The 19,746-nt window shown below is 39.9% G+C and carries 17 protein-coding genes, 1 tRNA gene and 1 rRNA gene (1 of these 19 only partly in view); 5 read left to right on the forward strand and 14 right to left on the reverse strand.

The window, feature by feature from the left end:
* The 3 genes from AC2D3N_RS00870 to AC2D3N_RS00880 all read right to left on the reverse strand — a co-directional run.
* Nucleotides 1-1,289: ribosomal RNA gene (locus AC2D3N_RS00870) — 16S ribosomal RNA — on the reverse strand (it extends 202 nt beyond the left edge of the window).
* 517 nt (nucleotides 1,290-1,806) lie between these two features.
* A complete protein-coding gene (locus AC2D3N_RS00875) occupies nucleotides 1,807-2,403 on the reverse strand; it encodes an IS630 family transposase (protein WP_484692499.1) in 597 nt (198 codons plus the stop codon).
* A complete protein-coding gene (locus AC2D3N_RS00880; RefSeq protein ID WP_484692500.1) occupies nucleotides 2,361-2,753 on the reverse strand; it encodes a helix-turn-helix domain-containing protein in 393 nt (130 codons plus the stop codon). Before AC2D3N_RS00880 ends, AC2D3N_RS00875 begins: the two co-directional genes overlap by 43 nt.
* A gap of 337 nt (nucleotides 2,754-3,090) precedes the next feature.
* On the opposite strand from AC2D3N_RS00880, the gene AC2D3N_RS00885 reads away from it, so the two are divergent.
* Nucleotides 3,091-3,315 (forward strand): hypothetical protein, encoded by a 225-nt coding sequence (locus AC2D3N_RS00885; RefSeq protein ID WP_484692501.1) that lies wholly within the window; start codon nucleotides 3,091-3,093, stop codon nucleotides 3,313-3,315.
* Nucleotides 3,316-3,479: 164 nt separating this feature from the next.
* Here the strand turns inward: AC2D3N_RS00885 and AC2D3N_RS00890 are convergent, their stop codons facing one another.
* On the reverse strand, nucleotides 3,480-4,664 hold the full coding sequence (locus AC2D3N_RS00890; RefSeq protein WP_484692502.1) for a 1-deoxy-D-xylulose-5-phosphate reductoisomerase: 1,185 nt from the start codon (nucleotides 4,662-4,664) through the stop codon (nucleotides 3,480-3,482).
* 182 nt (nucleotides 4,665-4,846) lie between these two features.
* Between AC2D3N_RS00890 and AC2D3N_RS00895 the strand changes: the two genes are divergently transcribed.
* On the forward strand, nucleotides 4,847-6,478 hold the full coding sequence (locus AC2D3N_RS00895) for a DUF2079 domain-containing protein (RefSeq protein WP_079679915.1): 1,632 nt from the start codon (nucleotides 4,847-4,849) through the stop codon (nucleotides 6,476-6,478).
* A gap of 62 nt (nucleotides 6,479-6,540) precedes the next feature.
* On the opposite strand, the gene AC2D3N_RS00900 is transcribed toward AC2D3N_RS00895, so the two are convergent.
* Both AC2D3N_RS00900 and AC2D3N_RS00905 read right to left on the reverse strand, forming a co-directional pair.
* A complete protein-coding gene (locus AC2D3N_RS00900) occupies nucleotides 6,541-9,303 on the reverse strand; it encodes a response regulator (protein WP_484692503.1) in 2,763 nt (920 codons plus the stop codon).
* A gap of 38 nt (nucleotides 9,304-9,341) precedes the next feature.
* Nucleotides 9,342-11,375: a GAF domain-containing sensor histidine kinase gene (locus AC2D3N_RS00905; protein WP_079679913.1), complete on the reverse strand. Its 2,034-nt coding sequence runs from the start codon at nucleotides 11,373-11,375 to the stop codon at nucleotides 9,342-9,344.
* A gap of 221 nt (nucleotides 11,376-11,596) precedes the next feature.
* Here AC2D3N_RS00905 and AC2D3N_RS00910 point away from each other — a divergent pair, with 221 nt between their 5' ends.
* Nucleotides 11,597-12,343: a pantothenate kinase gene (locus tag AC2D3N_RS00910; RefSeq protein ID WP_079679912.1), complete on the forward strand. Its 747-nt coding sequence runs from the start codon at nucleotides 11,597-11,599 to the stop codon at nucleotides 12,341-12,343.
* Here AC2D3N_RS00910 and AC2D3N_RS00915 read toward each other — a convergent pair.
* The 5 genes from AC2D3N_RS00915 to AC2D3N_RS00935 form a co-directional block, all read right to left on the reverse strand.
* Nucleotides 12,246-13,145, reverse strand: a complete 900-nt coding sequence (locus AC2D3N_RS00915; protein ID WP_484692504.1) for an alpha/beta fold hydrolase — start codon at nucleotides 13,143-13,145, stop codon at nucleotides 12,246-12,248. The genes AC2D3N_RS00910 and AC2D3N_RS00915 overlap by 98 nt on opposite strands.
* A 29-nt stretch (nucleotides 13,146-13,174) precedes the next feature.
* A complete protein-coding gene (locus AC2D3N_RS00920) occupies nucleotides 13,175-13,642 on the reverse strand; it encodes an NUDIX hydrolase (RefSeq protein ID WP_079679910.1) in 468 nt (155 codons plus the stop codon).
* A 97-nt stretch (nucleotides 13,643-13,739) separates the two neighbouring features.
* Complete coding sequence (gene bcp / locus AC2D3N_RS00925) at nucleotides 13,740-14,204, reverse strand: thioredoxin-dependent thiol peroxidase (protein ID WP_079679965.1); 465 nt, start codon at nucleotides 14,202-14,204, stop codon at nucleotides 13,740-13,742.
* 111 nt (nucleotides 14,205-14,315) lie between these two features.
* Nucleotides 14,316-14,397, reverse strand: a tRNA-Leu gene (locus AC2D3N_RS00930).
* Complete coding sequence (locus tag AC2D3N_RS00935) at nucleotides 14,376-15,251, reverse strand: M48 family metallopeptidase (protein ID WP_484692505.1); 876 nt, start codon at nucleotides 15,249-15,251, stop codon at nucleotides 14,376-14,378. Before AC2D3N_RS00935 ends, AC2D3N_RS00930 begins: the two co-directional genes overlap by 22 nt.
* Before the next feature lie 344 nt (nucleotides 15,252-15,595).
* On the opposite strand from AC2D3N_RS00935, the gene AC2D3N_RS00940 reads away from it, so the two are divergent.
* Together AC2D3N_RS00940 and AC2D3N_RS00945 are read left to right on the forward strand one after the other, a co-directional pair.
* Complete coding sequence (locus tag AC2D3N_RS00940; protein WP_484692506.1) at nucleotides 15,596-16,162, forward strand: GUN4 domain-containing protein; 567 nt, start codon at nucleotides 15,596-15,598, stop codon at nucleotides 16,160-16,162.
* Nucleotides 16,128-16,613, forward strand: a complete 486-nt coding sequence (locus AC2D3N_RS00945; protein ID WP_484692507.1) for a GUN4 domain-containing protein — start codon at nucleotides 16,128-16,130, stop codon at nucleotides 16,611-16,613. The genes AC2D3N_RS00940 and AC2D3N_RS00945 overlap by 35 nt, the downstream gene beginning before the upstream one ends.
* Before the next feature lie 149 nt (nucleotides 16,614-16,762).
* Here AC2D3N_RS00945 and AC2D3N_RS00950 read toward each other — a convergent pair whose 3' ends face one another.
* The 3 genes from AC2D3N_RS00950 to AC2D3N_RS00960 all read right to left on the reverse strand — a co-directional run bounded on the left by AC2D3N_RS00950 (nucleotide 16,763) and on the right by AC2D3N_RS00960 (nucleotide 19,746).
* Nucleotides 16,763-16,945, reverse strand: a complete 183-nt coding sequence (locus AC2D3N_RS00950) for a hypothetical protein (protein WP_484692508.1) — start codon at nucleotides 16,943-16,945, stop codon at nucleotides 16,763-16,765.
* Between the two features lie 400 nt (nucleotides 16,946-17,345).
* Nucleotides 17,346-18,941 (reverse strand): GldG family protein, encoded by a 1,596-nt coding sequence (locus tag AC2D3N_RS00955; RefSeq protein WP_484692509.1) that lies wholly within the window; start codon nucleotides 18,939-18,941, stop codon nucleotides 17,346-17,348.
* Between the two features lie 4 nt (nucleotides 18,942-18,945).
* Nucleotides 18,946-19,746, reverse strand: a complete 801-nt coding sequence (locus tag AC2D3N_RS00960; RefSeq protein WP_484692510.1) for an ABC transporter permease — start codon at nucleotides 19,744-19,746, stop codon at nucleotides 18,946-18,948.

A 19,746-nucleotide genomic window follows, 5' to 3' on the forward strand; every position in this document is an offset into this window, starting at 1 on the left:
GATTCCTCCTTCATGCAGGCGAGTTGCAGCCTGCAATCTGAACTGTGCCAGGGTTTAAGAGGTTCGCTCTCCCTCGCGGGTTGGCTGCTCTCTGTCCCTCGCATTGTAGTACGTGTGTCGCCCAGGACGTAAGGGCCATGCTGACTTGACGTCATCCTCACCTTCCTCCGGTTTGTCACCGGCAGTCTCGCTAGAGTTCCCAACTTAATGATGGCAACTAACGACGAGGGTTGCGCTCGTTGCGGGACTTAACCCAACATCTCACGACACGAGCTGACGACAGCCATGCAGCACCTGTCTTCTGGTTCCTTTCGGCACTCCCACCTTTCAGCAGGATTCCAGAGATGTCAAGTCCTGGTAAGGTTCTTCGCGTTGCATCGAATTAAACCACATACTCCACCGCTTGTGCGGGCCCCCGTCAATTCCTTTGAGTTTCACACTTGCGTGCGTACTCCCCAGGCGGGAAACTTAACGCGTTAGCTTCGGCACGGCCCGGGTCGATACAGGCCACACCTAGTTTCCATCGTTTACCGCTAGGACTACTGGGGTATCTAATCCCATTCGCTCCCCTAGCTTTCGTCCCTCAGTGTCAGTTATAGCCCAGCAGAGCGCCTTCGCCACCGGTGTTCTTCCTGATCTCTACGCATTTCACCGCTACACCAGGAATTCCCTCTGCCCCTACTACACTCTAGTCTTACAGTTTCCACTGCCTTTACGAAGTTAAGCCTCGCTCTTTAACAGCAGACTTGATTGACTACCTACGGACTCTTTACGCCCAATCATTCCGGATAACGCTTGCATCCCCCGTATTACCGCGGCTGCTGGCACGGAGTTAGCCGATGCTTTTTCCTCAGGTACCGTCATTGTGTTCTTCCCTGAGAAAAGGGGTTGACAATCCAAGAACCTTCCTCCCCCACGCGGTCTTGCTCCGTCAGGCTTTCGCCCATTGCGGAAAATTCCCCACTGCTGCCTCCCGTAGGAGTCTGGGCCGTGTCTCAGTCCCAGTGTGGCTGATCATCCTCTCAGACCAGCTACTGATCGTCGCCTTGGTAAGCCTTTACCTTACCAACTAGCTAATCAGACGCAAGCCCCTCTCTAGGCGATAAATCTTTTACCTTTCGGCTCATCCGGGTTTAGCAGTCGTTTCCAACTGTTGTCCCCGTCCTAGAGGCAGGTTCTTACGTGTTACTCACCCGTCCGCCACTAAATCCCGAGGGATTCCGTTCGACTTGCATGTGTTAAGCAGACCGCCAGCGTTCATCCTGAGCCAGGATCAAACTCTCCATTTTGAAGAATCTGTTGTTTTGGCTCTAAAACTTGTTTCTCAAAGTTTTAGAATTTTTTGCTTTTTCAGAAAGTTTGTGTTAAACTCCCTGATTAAGAATCAATTCTTTAATAACGAGATTAAGAATGTTTTAACTTGGCTTTCAAACTCTTTAGTTGTCCAGGTTCGGTGTGTCTTTGTTTTTCGACACTTTTATAAATCTATCAGTCTTTTCTCAAGATGTCAACCCTTTTTGGGAAAAAGTTTTTCATGCCCAGCAAATCCTTGCTTTATATGGGGTTCAGCTTTTTGTTCCTGGGGGTAGCTCGCCTAGGGAACAAATGATGGCATCCAAATTTAATTGTTTTTGTCCGATACAGGGGTCAACCGTCTAATCTCGGACACACGCAGATACATATATATAGCAGGTAACAGGCAACGGGCACTAGGCAACGGGCAATAGGGGCAAAAGACCTCACGATAAGGTTTTCTGAATCAGTCTTTGTTAACCGCGACTGCTCTATATACAGCGGTTCCCGCTGTTATGAGGTACAGTAACAGCAATTAGCAAACCAATTTCTTAAATGTTGAGGATTGACTAAATGGAGTGCAACGGCAATTAGGGTATCAACCATTTCTGCTGTAGTTGGAGCCAACCTTCGTAAGAAAGACTTAAGTTGAGACCACCATAATTCAATGGGGTTAAAATCAGGAGAATAGGGTGATAAACAAAGAATTTTAGCACCAACAGCTTCAATCATAGTTGTAACTGAAGCTAGTTTATGGGCTGGTAAGTTATCCATTACTACTACGGCTCCTGGCCACAATTCAGGAACTAAAAATTTCTTAACAAATACTTCAAAAGCTTTTCCGTCCATGGAATTGTCCATCGTCATCAATGCTAGGACTTTTTTAATACTAATTGCTCCAATAGCCGTTACTTTTGACCCTCGATAAAAAGGTTTTAAATCGTATACTCTTGTTCCTCGTTGTGAGCGGGCATGAGTTCTTGCCAATCCTAGCATCACGCCAGTTTCATCCAGAAATACTAAGTTGATAGGATCTATATCTTTGACTTTTTCCCAGTAATCTAATCTTAACTTTTGAACTCTTTCTGTGGCAGCTTGGCTACTCCGCATTGTTTTTTTTTACGATTTAATCCTAATTTTTGTAAACAGGCAGACATAGCACTTCGACTGACCCAATTCCCTGTCTTGGCTGCAAATAATTCGCAAAATTCCAGTAAAGTTGCATCAGGATTGTCGGCTACCATTATTCTTAAATCTGCTTCAGCATTTTTGAGATGGCTAAACTGTGGTTTCCCGGGTTTCTTGGGTTGTAAATTTCCATCAACTCGTTGTTGTTTTACCAGTTTTTGGACTAAACTTTTACTGACAGAGAATTTAGCTGCTACTTTTCTAATGGATAGATTTTCCACCAGATGTGCTGTCACTATTTTTTGCCGGAAATCTATTGAGAATGCTTTCATTTACAAATCATATTTTTGTTATTACTTTAGTGTATCCCATTACAGCGGGAACCGCTGTATTATCGGAAAAATGGGTTTAAACCCACATTCCGCAGATGGGGGCTTTCTAGGTTTTACCTAGAAATAAGTTAAACTGATCGCTGTGCTGGAAAACATAGGCTTCTGCGTAGTCATGCAAAATTCCCCTTTGATTGTCACCACTTTGTTACTTTATGTATGATATAATTTGGGGTCTTCGCTCGTATACACTTAAAGAAGTGAAGTCCCGAAAGGAAAATTTACTTTTTAGACTCTGATTAACAATCCACCCATCTCAAATTAAGGAGGTTATAAGCTAATGTCTACTTCTAGTCATCCTCAACCGAATGGAGATCCCAATACTGAGCCTTATACCAATCCCCATCCTGAACCTGTAAAAGATCCGAATGTTGATCCCTATACAAATCCTGAATCTGATTCCGATGTTAATGCAGACCCTAATTTACAACCCTATACTAATCTTCATCCTGAACCTGTAAAAGATCCGAATGTTGATCCCTATACAAATCCTGAATCTGAATAGGATTTTTTTGTTGTGATCCAGTTGATCTGATTCAGACTGCGCTCAATCAAATGAACCTAGATTTTTTTATAGGATTGAAGCCCGCCTCAACCCTAAGATTTTTGCAGTCTCAGTCGATTTATAAACTCATTCAAATTTAAGCTTATTAGTCGTTTTTTTACAACTTAAACCGCTATTTTTTGATGAAGTTTTTCAGAAGCAGTAATTACTTCTTGTCTTGACCAACGATCTGCTTCTATAATATCTTCTAATGTAGGATCTTGACGATTATCAATTTGATGACGATCACAAGTCAATTCAATTACACGAGGAATATCTAAAAACTCAATTTTTTCTTCTAAAAATAAAGCAACTGCTTGTTCATTTGCCGCATTTAAAACCGCAGGCATTGAACCTCCTGCCCGTCCTGCTGCATAGGCTAAAGACATACAAGGATATTTTTGATCATCCGGTGCTTTAAACGTTAAACTTCCGGCTTTAACCAGATCCAAACGTTCCCAACTCGTATAAATTCGTTCTGGCCAAGACATGGCATATAAAATCGGTAAACGCATATCCGGCCAACCTAATTGCGCTAAAACAGACGTATCTTGTAATTCAATTAAAGAATGAATAATACTCTGGGGATGAATCACAATTTCTATATCATCATAATCTAATCCAAACAAGAAATGCGCTTCAATTACTTCTAAACCTTTGTTCATCATTGTGGCTGAATCAACGGTGATTTTTTTGCCCATTGACCAGTTAGGATGGGTAATGGCATCGGCTACTTTGACTTCTTTTAATTTTTCGACAGGCCAATCTCTAAAAGCACCCCCAGAAGCTGTTAGAATAATTCGTCTTAATCCCGCTTGGGGAACTCCTTGTAAACATTGAAAAATAGCTGAATGTTCCGAGTCCGCAGGTAATAATTTAATTCCATGTTTTTCAATTAAAGGGTTGACAACCGGCCCCCCAGCAATTAAGGTTTCTTTATTAGCCAGAGCGATATCTTTTCCGGCTTCAATCGCAGCAATGGTGGGTAATAATCCCGCACAACCGACGATTCCGGTAACAACAACTTCTGAGTCCCCATAGCGTGCAACTTCGATAATTCCTTGCTCTCCCGCGATTAAAATGGGTTGGGGGTCAATGTCGGCAATCAGGGCTTTCAATTCGGGTAACTGGTCGGGATTAGAAATAGCAACAATACTGGGGTTAAAGGCGCGAATTTGTTGGGCTAACAGGGTAATATTCCGTCCGGCGGTTAACCCCACAATCCGAAACTGTTCGGGATATTCTGCTACAATGTCTAAGGTTTGAGTCCCGATGGAACCTGTAGAACCCAGAAGTGTAATTGCTTTCATCTTTTCTTAAGAACTATTTGATATAACCATAGTACGATGGTTGATCCCCATTGCCCAATTCCTGCTCAAATCGGTTTGGGAATGTCATCTATGAGTTAAAAGATTCGGGTGCAATCAAAGATTCGACTGTTCATAAGATTCACACTCAGGTAGACTGAATTTTGTTGTGAGTATTGAACAAAATGCAAACCCATCCAGACCATCCCGAACCTTCAACATCGATAGAGACTAACAGCCTATTTTCCGTTTCTATCTGGAGAGTTATGGGAATTGGCACAGTTATTTTATTTTTTTATAGTAGTTTACGTCATTTTTTATTTCAGTCTACTGCCTATGACTTAGGCATTTATGACCAAATTATATACTTAATTAGTATAGGAAGGCAACCTATTTCTTCTTTTTTAGGGTTTCATTTTTTGGGAGATCATGCCGCGATCGCTATTTATCCTTTATCATTATTATATAAGATTTATCCTACTGTTTATTGGTTGTTTTTAGTCCAAGCAATTTGTTTGAGTTCCGCCGCCGGATTGACTTGGAAATTAGCTCAATTAGCTGGATTAAACCAACGGTTATCTTTGGCAGTTGCGATCGCTTATCTACTCTACCCTGAAATTTTTAATATTAATTTATTTGATTTCCATCCCGATGTTTTAGCCGTTCCCGCTATTTTTGGAGCAGTTTTAGCAGCAAAACAGAAAAAAATCATCTGGTTTATTATAGCAATTATTTGGATATTAGCCTGTAAAGCAGTTTTAGCTTTAACTGTGATTGCGATTGGATTTTGGTTGATATTTTTTGAACAACGGCGTCTCTATGGAATGATAGCAATAGCGCTAGGAATCACCTGGTTTTTAATTGCAACTCAGGTTATGATTCCTCTTTATAGTGGTCAAGAAGCCGCCGGAGTATCTCGATATGATTATTTAGGGGATTCGGTTTTCGGGGTGATTTTCAATACAATTATTAAACCCCAATTAATTTTAGGGAAACTATTTTCTATCAATACCTTTGTTTATCTGCTGGAATTTAGTGTGGGGGTGATTTGGTGGTTAAATCCTCAAAAGTTTATTGTATTAGTTCCCGCCATCCCTACTTTATTACTCAATATATTATCCATTGACCCCATGCAACGCAGTTTAATCTATCAATATTCTCTCCCGGCGTTACCATTTTTATTATTAGTTATGATTCAAACTTTAGCAGCAGAAAAGCCAGGACTTGCTAATAGTTTATGGGGTTTATGGAATAAATTTCAGACCCCCACCGTCCCCCCCTTGCTAATGGAGGGGAAAGAAGCAGGTGAAAATGTATCCTCTGACTCCTCTTTACCCTCGGAAGAAATTGATTACCAGTCTTCATCTTTTCACCCCCCCTTAGCAAAGGAGGAACGGGGGGGGTCTTCTTCTCATCTATTTACAATTCCCCATCAAAAACTACCGAAATGGATCATACTTTGGTCAAGTTTAGTATTCTTATTATGGGCAGATCATACACAAGTTTTAGGCTATTTTACTAGAATTAATAATTGGTCAGCAACCCAAAAAGCTGTCAGCCAAATTCACACCAAGGGAGGAGTTCTAACCGATAACCGACTTGCCCCCCATTTTACCCATCGTAAAACTATTAAATTACTCAATCAAGTGTCACCAGACTTTAATTTAAGAGAATTTGATTATGTGATTTTAAATTTACGTCATCCTTGGCCAGACACGAAAGATTTAGGGGAAAAATATGCCACTCAATTAAAAGCAAAACCCAATTTTAAATTATCATATCAAAAGAATGGTGTATTAGTTTTTAAACGAATTTAATTAGATTTAAAGCGACCAGAAATAGGGAAACACAAAAATACTCTTGTCACAAATAAAGGGGATTAAATTATAATTTTTGTGATATTACTAATGGTATCTAATCGAAATTCATTGACTAATATGTTCAGAATTTCTGCTAGTTCTACTTGAGAATCAGGGATTTGTTGAATCAACTCTTTTACCTTGGCATCATCTCCACTTAGCGCCATCTGATGCAATTGTTTTACCCATGCTAAGGGCATTTCTTTAAAATTTTCTGGTGTCAAGGATTGAGTTGGGTTTATAGGTGAGGAATCCTGAATATTTTCGTTTTCATAAACATATTTAATCCCCAAATATTTAGCCATTTTACTAAACAATTGAGCCTCTTTAAACGGCTTTCTAAGGATATCGTCACATCCAGCTTCAAAAATAATATGTTCTTCCTCCTGTAACACATTAGCGGTTAAAGCAATAATCACTGTATTTTTACCTTTGGGTTTTTCTTTAATCTGGCGAGTTGCTGTATATCCATCCATCACAGGCATTCGCATATCCATCCAAATTAAATCAGGTTGATATTGTTCCCAAACTTGAATCGCTTCTAAACCATTTTCGGCTTCAAAAACTTCAAATCCTATGGAGTTTAACAATTGTTTTATTAATAAACGATTTTCAAAAACTTTATCGACTACTAATATTTTATAAGCAGTTTGATTAGGGAATAAACCAATAACTTTTCCTAAAGGTTGTTGGTGTGAAATTTCAGAAGATTCTGCCTTAGTTGTTACTATTGTGAACTGAAAAATACTCCCCTTTTCAAAGATACTATTAACGGTGATATTTCCTCCTAGTATATGCACGATTTTTTGACTAATAGCTAACCCTAAACCAGTACCCTGTTGAGTTTTTTTTCCTGATTCAGTTTGGACAAACGGGTTAAATAAATCCTGAATTTCCTCTGTTTTTATTCCTATGCCTGTATCTTCTACTTCAAAATTAAGATCTAGTTTAGATTTAGTAGTTTCAACTGTTTTATTTTCTAAAAGTGGTATGGTTTTTATTCGTAAAATGACTCGACCTTTTGTCGTAAATTTAATAGCATTTCCCAGCAAATTAATTAATACTTGACGTAATTTTTTCTCATCGCTAATAATAAATTGAGGAACCTCATCATCATGCTGAATAATAAACTGAATTCCCTTGGAAGTCGCCTTAATTTTTAACATTGCCTCCAAGTTGTCTAAGAATTGATAAAAGTCAAAACTTTGTTCATTTAATATAATTTTACCCGCTTCTATTTTGGACAAATCTAAAATATCATTAATCAGTTCTAATAGATGTTCAGCACTGCGATTAATAATCCCTAACTCTTGATAACTTTTGATAAAAATAGGGTCGCGTGACATTAATTGACTAAATCCTAAAATTGAATGTAATGGCGTTCTTAACTCATGACTTATATTAGCTAAAAAGGTACTCTTAGCCAGATTAGCAGCATCAGCAACTTCTCTTGCTTCTTCTAATTCATGGGTTCTTTCTGCTACTTTATGTTCCAAACTTTTGGAATATTCTTCTAATTGTTGATAAGATTTTTTTAACTGAATTCGCATTTGATTAAATGCTTTCGCCAAAGTTCTTAATTCATAAATTGGTTCGCACTTAACTGGTGTTCCCCAGTTTCCTTTAGATAATTCATTCGCGGATTGACTTAGTTCAAAAATAGGTTTAGTTACCCAACGACTGGTAATTATTCCAAAAATAGTAGCTAATCCTAAAGCACCTAAACATAATAAAATAGTCGTCCGATTATTGCCATGAATCTGTTCCATAAAATCCGATTCAGGAATTACTACCACCACGAACCAACTTAGACCATAATCATCTTTATAGGGAAGCACTTGCACAAAATATTTTTGTCCATTCCAATTAAATTCTAATTGCTCTAACTTCTGAATTTGATTAAATTGACCAAAAGTTTGCATTAAGTATTTTACCGTTAATTGAGTTAACTTATTAGAACTTTCAACGGCTTTTAACGATTTTCTAAATTTATTTTTTCCTTGTTCAATATAGGGTTTTTCTCCAGTTGAAGTCGCAACTAATTGCCCTGACGCATCTAAAATAAAAGTCTGAGTGGCAGGACTAATCTTAATATTTTGTAAAAAATTACTGATTAATTCTAATAGTAAATCAATACCTATAAATCCTTGAAATTCTCCATTATCATAATAAATACGAGTAATTAAAGTAATTCCGACATCCCCTCTGGAAAAAGTATAAATATCACTCCATTGCGTGTGATTAGCTTCCATAGCTTTTTGATACCAAGGTCGAATTTTAGCATCATAAAAATCCGTTTCAATTCGTTTAGTTCGATTCCCATTTTGATCTAATTTATAAACTGCTCGTTTGGGGAAATCTTCACTAATCAAGGTAAGAAACCCCTGAGAAGGACTGTGATGGACTAAAATAATTTCTCCTTGAGGATTAGTAAAATAAATCCCTTGGACTGACTTCAATAATTGAATTTGTTTAAAAAAATGTCGCTCTAAATCTTCCGGGTTGTTTGGATCCAAAAGCCCCATTTCAATGGCTTCTACATTAATTTGATTTAAAAAATAAGGTCTGGCTAAATAGTTATCTAAACGTTCTTTAATTCGATGAGCAATTTCTGCTTGTAATTGCGCGACTAAATCATTAATTGCTTGCTGTCCATTCTGATAAGATAAATACCCGGTTAATCCGACGGCAAGAATAATTTGCAGCAAAAATGGAATAATCAAAACTGTTTGCAACCGTACTTTTTTAGATAGATGCCTGATATAATATTTCAAATAGTTCATGGTTAGCCCTCATGGGGGATTCCTCTGATGGTATCATGTTATGGACAAGGAATTTCAATAATAAACTCTGTTCCTTGCTTTTCTTTGCTATTAACTTCTAGTTTGCCACCATGAGCTTTAACAATCACTTGATAACAAATCGCCAGTCCCATTCCTGTCCCTTGACCCACGGGTTTTGTTGTAAAGAATGGATCAAAAATTCGGGATTTAATTTCATCGGGAATTCCCAATCCATTATCCTTAATTTTAATTCTGATAAAATCTGGACTGTGATCTTCTGTAGTTAGGGTCACTTGTCCACCTTCAGTAGAATATTTAACCGCATCAATCGCATTACTTAAAATTTGGAAAAATACTTGATTAATTTGACTAGGGAAACAATTAATTTTGGGAATAGTTTGATAATTTTTATTAACTTTAACTTGACTCATTCTATGTTCCAACAAAGCCAAACTACTGTCCAAACCTTCGGTTAAATCAACGGATTTCCATTCAGATTCGTTTAAATGGGAGAAATCTTTTAAGCTGTCAACAATAGAACGAATTCTCACACTTCCCTGTTCCATAGAATCAATTAACTGGGGAAAGTCTTCTCTAATAAAATCTAGTTCTATTTCCTCACCAATTTGATTTAAAAACTCTCCTACTTCTGGGCTAAACTCTCGACATTTGTTCACAACTTCTAGCAAGTTTTGAACGTAATTTCTGGCATGGGAAATGTTAGCATAAATAAAGTTATTGGGATTATTAATTTCATGGGCAATTCCGGCTACCATTTGACCTAAACTTGATAGTTTTTCACTTTGAATTAATTGAATTTGGGTGGTTTTTAATTCTTTTAATGTGGTTTGTAACTCTTGAGTTTGGAGTTGATATTGGCAAGCTGTTTCTTTAACTTGTGTATAAAGTTGTGCTTGTTTAATGGCGATCGCTAATTGATCAGCAAGTTGTTTTAATCCATCAATTTCCCAGTTTTTCCAAGAACGAGGATTACTGCATTCATGAGCAATTAATAATCCCCAAAGTTGACCATCTATCTGCGGTTGATGATCTTCTATTTCTGCTCCCATGATAATCGGGACAACTAAATTGGCTCGAACTTGTAACATATCTAAGAAATTCAGATGACAGGGATCTAAATCAGATTTATGAATATCATCAATTGCCCGAACTCGTCCATTTTTATAGAGTTGCCCATGTTGTTCGGGAAAGCAATTATCGGTAATTTTATCTCCAAAAATTGATGGCCAAGGGACTCGATAATTCTCTACTTTAATTTCTCCTTCCCAACCATTAATAAACTGATAAATCACAACTCGATCTGTATTCAGAACTTGCCGAACTCCCGCCACTGCGGTGTTTAAAATTGCCGTCAAATCTAAACTACTCCGAATTTGATTAATCACTAATCTTAATAATGCTTCTTGTTCCCCCTTAGCACGGCTTTCTTGATAGAGTTGTGCATGATGAATTGCGATCGCTAAGGAAGAAGCAATACCCTCTAAAAGTTGAATTTCCCAGTCCTGCCATTCCCGTTCATGATTGCATTGATGCAGTCCAATAATCCCTTTGACTTCCCCTTGATAGCGCACAGCCACCGCTAACATAGATTTAATATCTAATTGATCAATTAAGGCTTTTATCGTTTCCCCAAAACCAGGAAATTCTTGAAATTTTGTTACTGCTAAAGGTTGAGATTGAGATAATAAGGCTTGTAAATGGGGGTTATCATCAACATTGAGTTTAATCCCTAACTGACTTAAATATTCACCTTGATTATATTCATTTTTAGTGGTAAATTCATGGTCAGAATGAGATTCTTTAACTAAAATACTGACTCGACTACAGTTAATAATTCGCCCCAAATGTTGACAAGCAGAACTCAATACCTGATCTAAATCCAACGTACTAATAATTTCTTTATTAATCTGATTGACTAGATCATAAAACTGCATCCGGTGTGCTTCTGTATCCCCTTCAGAGGCGGTAACTGATGATAAGTTTTCAGAATTGCTAAAAAGAGAATTTTTAGGTAATGAACAGTATGGAGAATCTAAATCAAGTATAGACATAAAATTGTACCCAATAACTATTCAATAAAATTTGATCAACTTTATAAATCAGATATTTCTTAGCTTGAGGCGAAGAAAAAGTTTTGGGTTAAGCGGGTTAATATCAGGATGGTCACTGATCCATGAAAATAGAGTTTGCAGATGCACTGTCAACCCTGAAACCTGAATGTAAAGATATTTTACAATATTCTCGATAAAATTGAAAGTATTCCTAAAGATAGATGTGTCAATCCCCTCAATTATACTCATTCCGAAATCGTCCCTGGTTAGGGTTAATGCTGGGAAATTCTCGGCGACATTGGGCTAAGTTATCAGGTAAAACGGTATTAGAGACTTGGGATGAGGACAATACCGAGCCACTCCCCACCCTCAAAGATGATTTGCCTTTAATTGTTGCTTCAGTGGTCTGCGAACCCACCGAATATTTGGCAACATTCCCCCAAGTTCGGGTTTTGACCTTAGCTGATATTCCCCTGAACGGAATGTACTCAACCCTAGGTATTGATCGCGCCTTAGCGGTCTTAGGAGCGGGAATAAAGTATGGATGGCCAATTTTAGTGATTGATGCCGGGACTGCCCTGACCTTCACCGCCGCCGATGCCGATCAAAAGTTAGTGGGAGGGGCTATCTTACCCGGTTTAGGGCTACAACGGTCTTCCCTGGTTCAGAAAACCGCCGCCTTACCTGGAATTGAATTTCCCCCCGAACTGCCACCACGCTGGGCTACGGAAACCCCAGAGGCAATTCAGAGCGGAATTATTTATACCCTGTTGGCGGGAATACGCGATTTTATCGAAGCCTGGCAAAAACAATATCCCCAGGGGGCGATGGTGATCACCGGAGGCGATCGCAATTTGTTACTTTCCTACTTTACCAAGCAGTTTCCCGATAGGGGTATTCATCCTGTGGCTGACCCTGATCTAATATTTCGGGGGATGGCGGCTCTGAAAACTGAACCTGATGGGTAATAAATTCCCGAATATATTGGGCGATAACCTCCGGCATTTGTAGGGGTAAATTCGGTTTTCCCCCCTCAATCATCTGATATTGAGCCATCGGTGCGATCTCGGAGAAAGTTTTACTCTGGTTCAAGGCGGTGGCGGTATCCTCATCTCCTTGTAAAACCAAAGTGGGCAACTTCAACAATTCCAGAGGTTGATTCAACATTTCCTCTTGAATTTCCTTCCATCGACGACAGTACAAGAGTTTACTGGCAACCGGCCACTCCCGCATAATTTGGCGATCGCTAAACCAAGCCTTCATTTTTTTGCCTTGTCCCAATAGAAACCCTAGGGGATAAATCAGTTTCAAAAACAAAAATAACGGGGAAAAATGAGCAGCTAATTGTCGCTTCCATCCCCATTCTTTTTTATAGTTTTTAAAGGTTATTCCCTCCGGGGCAATTACCACTAAACCCTTAACCGTTTCGGGATATTTCAAGGCATAACGGGTTGCTATCCAAGCCCCCAACCCATTACCGACTAAACAAACTTCTTTAATTTTGAGGGTTTGAATATATTCAGCTAAACACTCAACTTCTAAATTAATCGAAGGGTGAATTTTTGTAACCGTTCGAGACTCTCCAGATCCCAAGGTATCCGGTGCAAAACAATGATGATCCAGGCTTAAATGCTGCATCAACGGCACCCATTGACTGCTATCCGTCCAAGACCCATGGAGAAAAATAATTGCTGGGCCATCACCGACTTCACGCCAGAAAATCTGTCCCTGGGACACTTGAATTCGGAAGTGATGAAATAATTGATACATCCTAAATTTTTAATATCGTGGACAAAACCTTACGCTAAGGTGGTTAAACCCTGTAAATAGTCCTGAAGATGTCGTTCACAGTCATGGCTGAAACCGGAGGGGAGAGATGTAATAGGAAAGGCTTTGACCTCCGTAATTTCCTGGATGTCCTGAACTTGAAAGTTACCTTGAACATCCGCTTCGACGACAACACAAATAGAATGAACTCGCGGATCTCGATCAGGTGCAGAATAGACCCCCACTAGACGGCGAATTTTAACCAATTCTAACCCAGTTTCCTCTGCCAGTTCTCGTTTAATTGTGGTGGGGATATCTTCACCCCAATCTACCATGCCTCCGGGTAAGGCCCATTTGCCATTATCTCGACGGCGCACCAGCACAATTTTGCCATCGGGTAGAATTGGGATAATACTGGTTCCGGGAATAGGATGACGAAAAATAATCCCTAATACCGTTTGTCCAAACTTCCAAACATATTTGGCAAATGATACAACCAAAGTGTTTTTTTCTCCTCTAATTCAAAGAATATGGGCGTTTTTAAGTTTTTGCCACTAACCAGCCTATCCCTATCATAAGTACAAAATCAGGAAAATCCTATGGTTTATCAAGGGTTTGCAGAATTTCTAGGCTATGGGTTTCTGGTTTAACTTTGCGATAAATAGTTTTTATCAGACCTTCAGTATCAATCACAAAAGTATGACGAAATACCCCCATAAATTCTTTCCCCATAAATTTTTTCAGTCCGTAACTGCCATATTCAGTTGCTACTTTTCCTCCTTCATCAACTAATAGAGGAAAGGGTAACTGATATTTATTAATAAATTTACGATGGGCAGCCGAATTATCCGTACTAATCCCTAAAACAATTATATTTTTTTCTTGGTATTCTCCGTAATTATCCCGAAACCCACAGGCTTCTTTTGTACATCCCGGGGTATTATCCCGGGGGTAAAAGTATAAAACCACCGTTTTCCCGCGAAAATCACTCAGACCCACGGGGTTGCCATCGCTATCGGGTAGAACAAAGTCCGGGGCTAAGTCACCGGGATTTAGGGTGATGTCCATGTTTAAATAATTTTAATATGGGGTGATTGGGATACAAAAACCTTTAAATAATGATAAAGCCCTAAAGGGCTTACTACGAGAGTGAAGCTCTTTAAGGCTTTGAAGTGGGCGGGAAGAGACTTGAACTCTTATGACCGAAGCCGCCGCATTTTGAGTGCGGTGCGTCTACCAATTCCGCCACCCGCCCTTTCGGTTGGCTTCACCATCATACACCATAAACTTTCTTTTTAGCAAGTCCTGATAATTCGGACTACTTGACCAACGATCAATTTCCCTCGCCCGTAGCACCGGCAGGGGATGACTTAATTGGGCTGTTTGGGCTTGTTTAAGCAGTTCTCCCAGTTCCGTACTACTAATTTGATCATAGGTTCTAGCTTGGGCGACAAAGGCATCTAAGTTGAGTTGCGGGGCTAAACTGGGAGAGCCTCCCGACAATTTCATTAATACCGACATCACTATTCTAGGATTTTGGGTAGCCAGTAATGCCGCCCGATCACAAGTAAATTCTGCACAACGTACCCATTCCATTAACTGGGTCTGTAAACCCTGGGTCAACATTGTTCCCCAGGGAGATAATTGATTAGCCGCTAATATCACTAAATTCGCCAGGGTTAAATAAACCCCATGTTCACACTTTAAATGTCCCAACTCATGGGCAATCACCGCTTGAATTTCATCTGGGGTTAATAATTCAATTAAGGAGGTATGAATTACAATAAACGGCTGTTTTCCCCGCATGGCAAAGGTATAGGCATTGGGAACAGGATTTTGGCGAATATACAGTTGCGGAGGCTCTAAATCTAAGATTTTGCAAGCGTCTAATAATAATTGATGCAAATGGGGTAACTGTTTTTCACTTACCAAAATACTAGAAGCAATATTTTCTAAATAAAAAAACTGTTCTCCCACACCTCCTAACAATTGCCGCACTAACAAATCTAAACCGGGAAATTGTTTTAAGGTATTCGTGGCTTGTAAATCCAAAGGATGGCGGAAATGATCAGCGCGTAGCCCAATTAAAGGAATCGTTGAAAATGTCATAAGGGTTAAGGGTTAAGGGGTAATGGGTTTTGGGTAATAAAAATCATGAATGTGAAAACATGATAACATTATATTTTATGGGAAATTGGATTGAAGCTGCCCAGTTATTGTAACAAAAAAGATAGCAAGAACCAGAGAAACCCCAGGAAAGAATAACCCAACGACGCTGGGACTGCGATTAAGCTGTGCTAGGTTCTATCCGAGTTAGGAGGGAAGTTAAATTATGGGTTTTTCAAGGATTAACTAATAATATATAAAACCGCAATATTATTAGAATAATATCATGATTTTCGCAATTTATAGAATTGATTTTAGCTAGTCTTCCTCAAACAACCACTCTTAAGATGTTACAAAAATCTTTAACTTGGCGATTGATGGTATTGATAGGCTTTTGGAGTTTTCAGGCTTGTCAGTTTGGGGGTCAACAGCCTAAACCCGATCCAGTCTTTAATTTGACCTCCTATACCAATATAAACTATCAACCCCTAAAACAGTTGTTAACTGAAAATCGCTGGAAAGAAGCCGATCAAGAAACCTTTCAGATTTTACTTAAATTGAGTAACCGACAAGCAGAAGGTTGGTTGGGAAAAAAGGATGGGTCGGGTTTAGCCTGTGAGGATTTACAAACAATTAATCGCTTGTGGAATTACTATAGTGATGGTCGTTTTGGATTTAGCCAACAGGAAAAAATTTGGACATCTCTGGGGGGGATAATCGGTGAGTATACCCCCGATATAGCTGAGAAATTTGGCGATCGCGTCGGTTGGCGCAAAGGGGGCCAGTGGCTAAAATATGAACAACTGAATTTTTCCCCCCGCGCCCCCCAAGGACATTTACCTGCCACCACGGGCAACGGGGTGAGTGGGGGGGTGTGGAATGGGGTCGCCTCCATCACCCACCCATCGGGTTAAATATTGTGCGGTGATTGATGCGTTAGCGACGGGTCAATGGATCAAAGCGGACTGGAAAACTCTGGAACTCTTTGAAGCCTATCGAATTCCGATAGAAGATCGCCCTTATATTCCGGCGTCCCTGGTGATTTCTGAGATTCCCTGTTCAGAACTCCAGGGGGTTGATCGGCTTTGGGTCAAATACTCCGGTGGGCGGTTTGGTTTAAGTGTTCAGGGTAAGATTCTCAAAGCCTCGGGCGATTCTTCGGAGACACTCGAAGACCGTTACAAAACCTTTGAACAGGCCGTGGGCTGGCCCATTAGACCTCGGGATATGAGCTATGAAACAGGCGATCCTAAAACCATTCCCTTGGGACATTTTCCCTATCGTTTAGGTCACAGTTATGATACCTTTGGTTCGGGTTTTAACCGGACTTGGCGACTTTCAATTAACCCTGAGTGTGGGTTTTAGATTTAATGGGACTGGCGGGAATTGGGGGATTTAATCCCAGATGTAGGGAGAATTCATCAATTACAGTTCTGTGACCTAACCCCCCAGCCTCCTTACTGTAATGCGTAGCACTATAGAAAATGAAACAGCCCCAGGGGATGAATGGGGGTTTAATTGGGAGGAACAATTGGATCATCGTCATCGGGTTTTCCAACTTGAGCCAGAATGATCAAAGATGGGGAATAATGAGCTATTTTAACCCGAGAATGACTTGCAATATCAGGGATTATTCCAGAATATTCAGGTAAAAAAACAGTCCCATTGACTACCCAAGACAAGAGAAAAATCAACATAATTTTATCATCTCCACTGAATTAAAAAAACACAAAGAATGTGCATCAAAAATGCTTCCAGTGCCTTTGTTTGTTATGTCTAAACAGTAAGCAGCAGAAATTAATTAAAAATTCAGTAGTGTTATTCCTAAACATTGTCCGGTAGCAACAAGGAAGACAAGATTAGAAATACGGTTTAAAGATGTGTGGTTGTTGGGTAGCAGGTCGAAAATAGCCGAATCAACTCATAGAACATCTTGAGTTCCATGAGTCTATTATCATTGTATGTTGAATTTAACCCTTCTACAAATGTTGATATCCCGGGACTATCCCCCAACCAATGAGAAGATGAGATATTGTTTCGTATTCCTAATATTCGTGTTTGGGGTTCAGTCGTCCCCAATCAAAATTCCCATTCTACCTAACGTCTTCTCCACCATAGAAACACCGCCATGCCAAACCCAAATAACGGTAAAACCAATAACGCCAACCAACTGAGTGCCTGTCCTAAAGGTGGAGTCATAGCAATTCGGCGACTGGTGGCTAATTTCGGACGAATGGATAAAGTCTCTTGGTCAGACTGACTCAACCAACTCACAGAATTAAGAAACACATCGGCATTCAGTTGCTGGCTAAACCATCCATTCGTAGCAAATTGGGAATTTCCAAACACCACTAACCGGGCTTCGGGTTTCTCTGGAGCAGGTTGAGTTGCGGAATTTTCGGCGGGTTTCTGGGGACGACTCAAAGCAACACCGAGGGAAAGGGGGCCAGGTCGGTCTACTTCCGGGTTCAGCTTGAGTTCAGGACTTTTGAGATCACTTTCCGCCCAGGTTTGATCATTTGTCCAAATTAACGGACTCTCGGTAATGCCATCAATGGTGCGGGTTTCCACCGGACTGGCGTAGGGATAAATCGAAATTCCATTCCCAAAATCTTGAGTAATCGGATGCTTACCATATTCTCGCACAATGGGAACGGTCGGCCCCAACCCCACTAAACGGCCGCCCCCCGACCCATCAATAGCCAGGCGCGGATCAACTTTAACGCCCCATTTTTCTAGGAGTTCATCTAAACCATGATTGGTTTGCGGGTCTAATAATAATAAAACACTACCTCCTTGATCTAAATAGGTTTCTAGGGCCTTAACTTCTCCTTCAAATAATTTCCGTTGGGGACTCGCCAAAATAATCACATCCGCATCTACTGGAACAGCCGTTTGTTCGGCTAAATTTAACGGTTCAGCAATAAAATTTTTTTCGGTTAAACTTTTGACCGCTTCTGATAATCCTCCCTGTCCTTCGCTCAGGGGTCGCTCTCCATGACCTTGGATAAAGTAAACTTTAGAAGTTCGGTTACTGAATAATTGTTCAATATTATTGGTTAGTTTTAATTCGGTTAAGGGTTCTAAGGCTTCTTTCCTCACCCGTTGTCGTTTCTCTCCTGATTGTAAATAAATTTCTCCAAACTCTTGTACCCCAAATTGTTGCGCCAGTCCGGGTTGAGCTTGGGGGTCGATAAATTCATACTGAAACTTGTTCCCTCCAAGGCGTTTATAGCTGGTTAATAGTTCTTGAATTTGGGGATTTTTTCCTCGGTCAAAAACCCAAACTTTGACCGGTTGTTCAATGGTTTTAACGAGGTTTTGGGTTTGGGGAGATAGGGTAAATTGTTGATTTTCGGTTAAATCAATGCGCAAGTTATTTCTAATGGCGACAAAATTAATTAATCCTAAAATTAGGAATACAGAAACCGTCGAGGCTAAAGCATTAGTTCCGGCTTGGGTAGAGCGGCGAGTCCAATAGGGAGTTTGAGACTGATCTTGGGGTTTAAAATAGGCTTGGAATAAAAACCATAATCCTAAAATTACAACTCCGGCAATAATTAAGATTAAAGGAATCGGTTCCCAACTTCCGATCACGACCCCCGCAGATAATCCCATGACGATCAAACTAGGGCCAAGCCAGAATAGGAATTGTATAAATTGACGATTGATTTTAAATTGGGTTTTGAGCATATGATTAAGAACGTTGGAAACGTAAAGCATCAATGGACTGTGCTGTTAGAAATACCCCTAAAATAATATAACTAGCTAACAGGACTATACTACTACTATCCACAATTCCTCGCACAAAGTTAGTATAACTAGAAATTAGAGATAATTGTTTTAACCCCTCTCCTAACACTCCCCCCAGACTCCCACCAATTAAGTCAATCACCCAGAGAAATAAAACCAGCGCAAAGGTAAATACCGCCGCCAAAATTGTACTATCGGTCAGAGAAGAAATAAACATTCCCAGGGATAAAATTCCCGCCGCCAATAAAATTAACCCCAAATGAGCTAATAAAAATAACCCCGGAGAAACCGGAGGTTTAGAGGCACTCAAGGCTAATACTTGTAATCCCATCAACGGTAAAATCATAGTTACATAAAACGTCAGCACCCCTAACAATTTTCCCGTGGCTACTGCCCAATTTGTTATGGGAGAAGTGGCTAATAATTCCAAAGTTCCCAGTTTCCGTTCTTCTGCATATAAACCCATGGACAACATCGGTAACACAAATAACGATAAGGTGCCAATCAAGCGCAAATAGACCTGTAAAAATTCATAGGGTAAATCAATCGGGGGTTCGGTTATTCCCATCTGATCTCGGTAGGCAACCTGTTGAATTAACCCTTCTGGCCCTAATAAAATCGCAATAAAAAAGTATCCGGTAATTAGCCAAAACACTCCGGCAATGGCATAGGCTAAGGGAGAGGCAAAATACCCCTGTAATTCCTTACGATAAATTGCCATAATATTGTTCAAAATTATTAGCAT

The sequence above is a fragment of the Planktothrix sp. PLAVEN19ND genome (assembly GCF_057220675.1).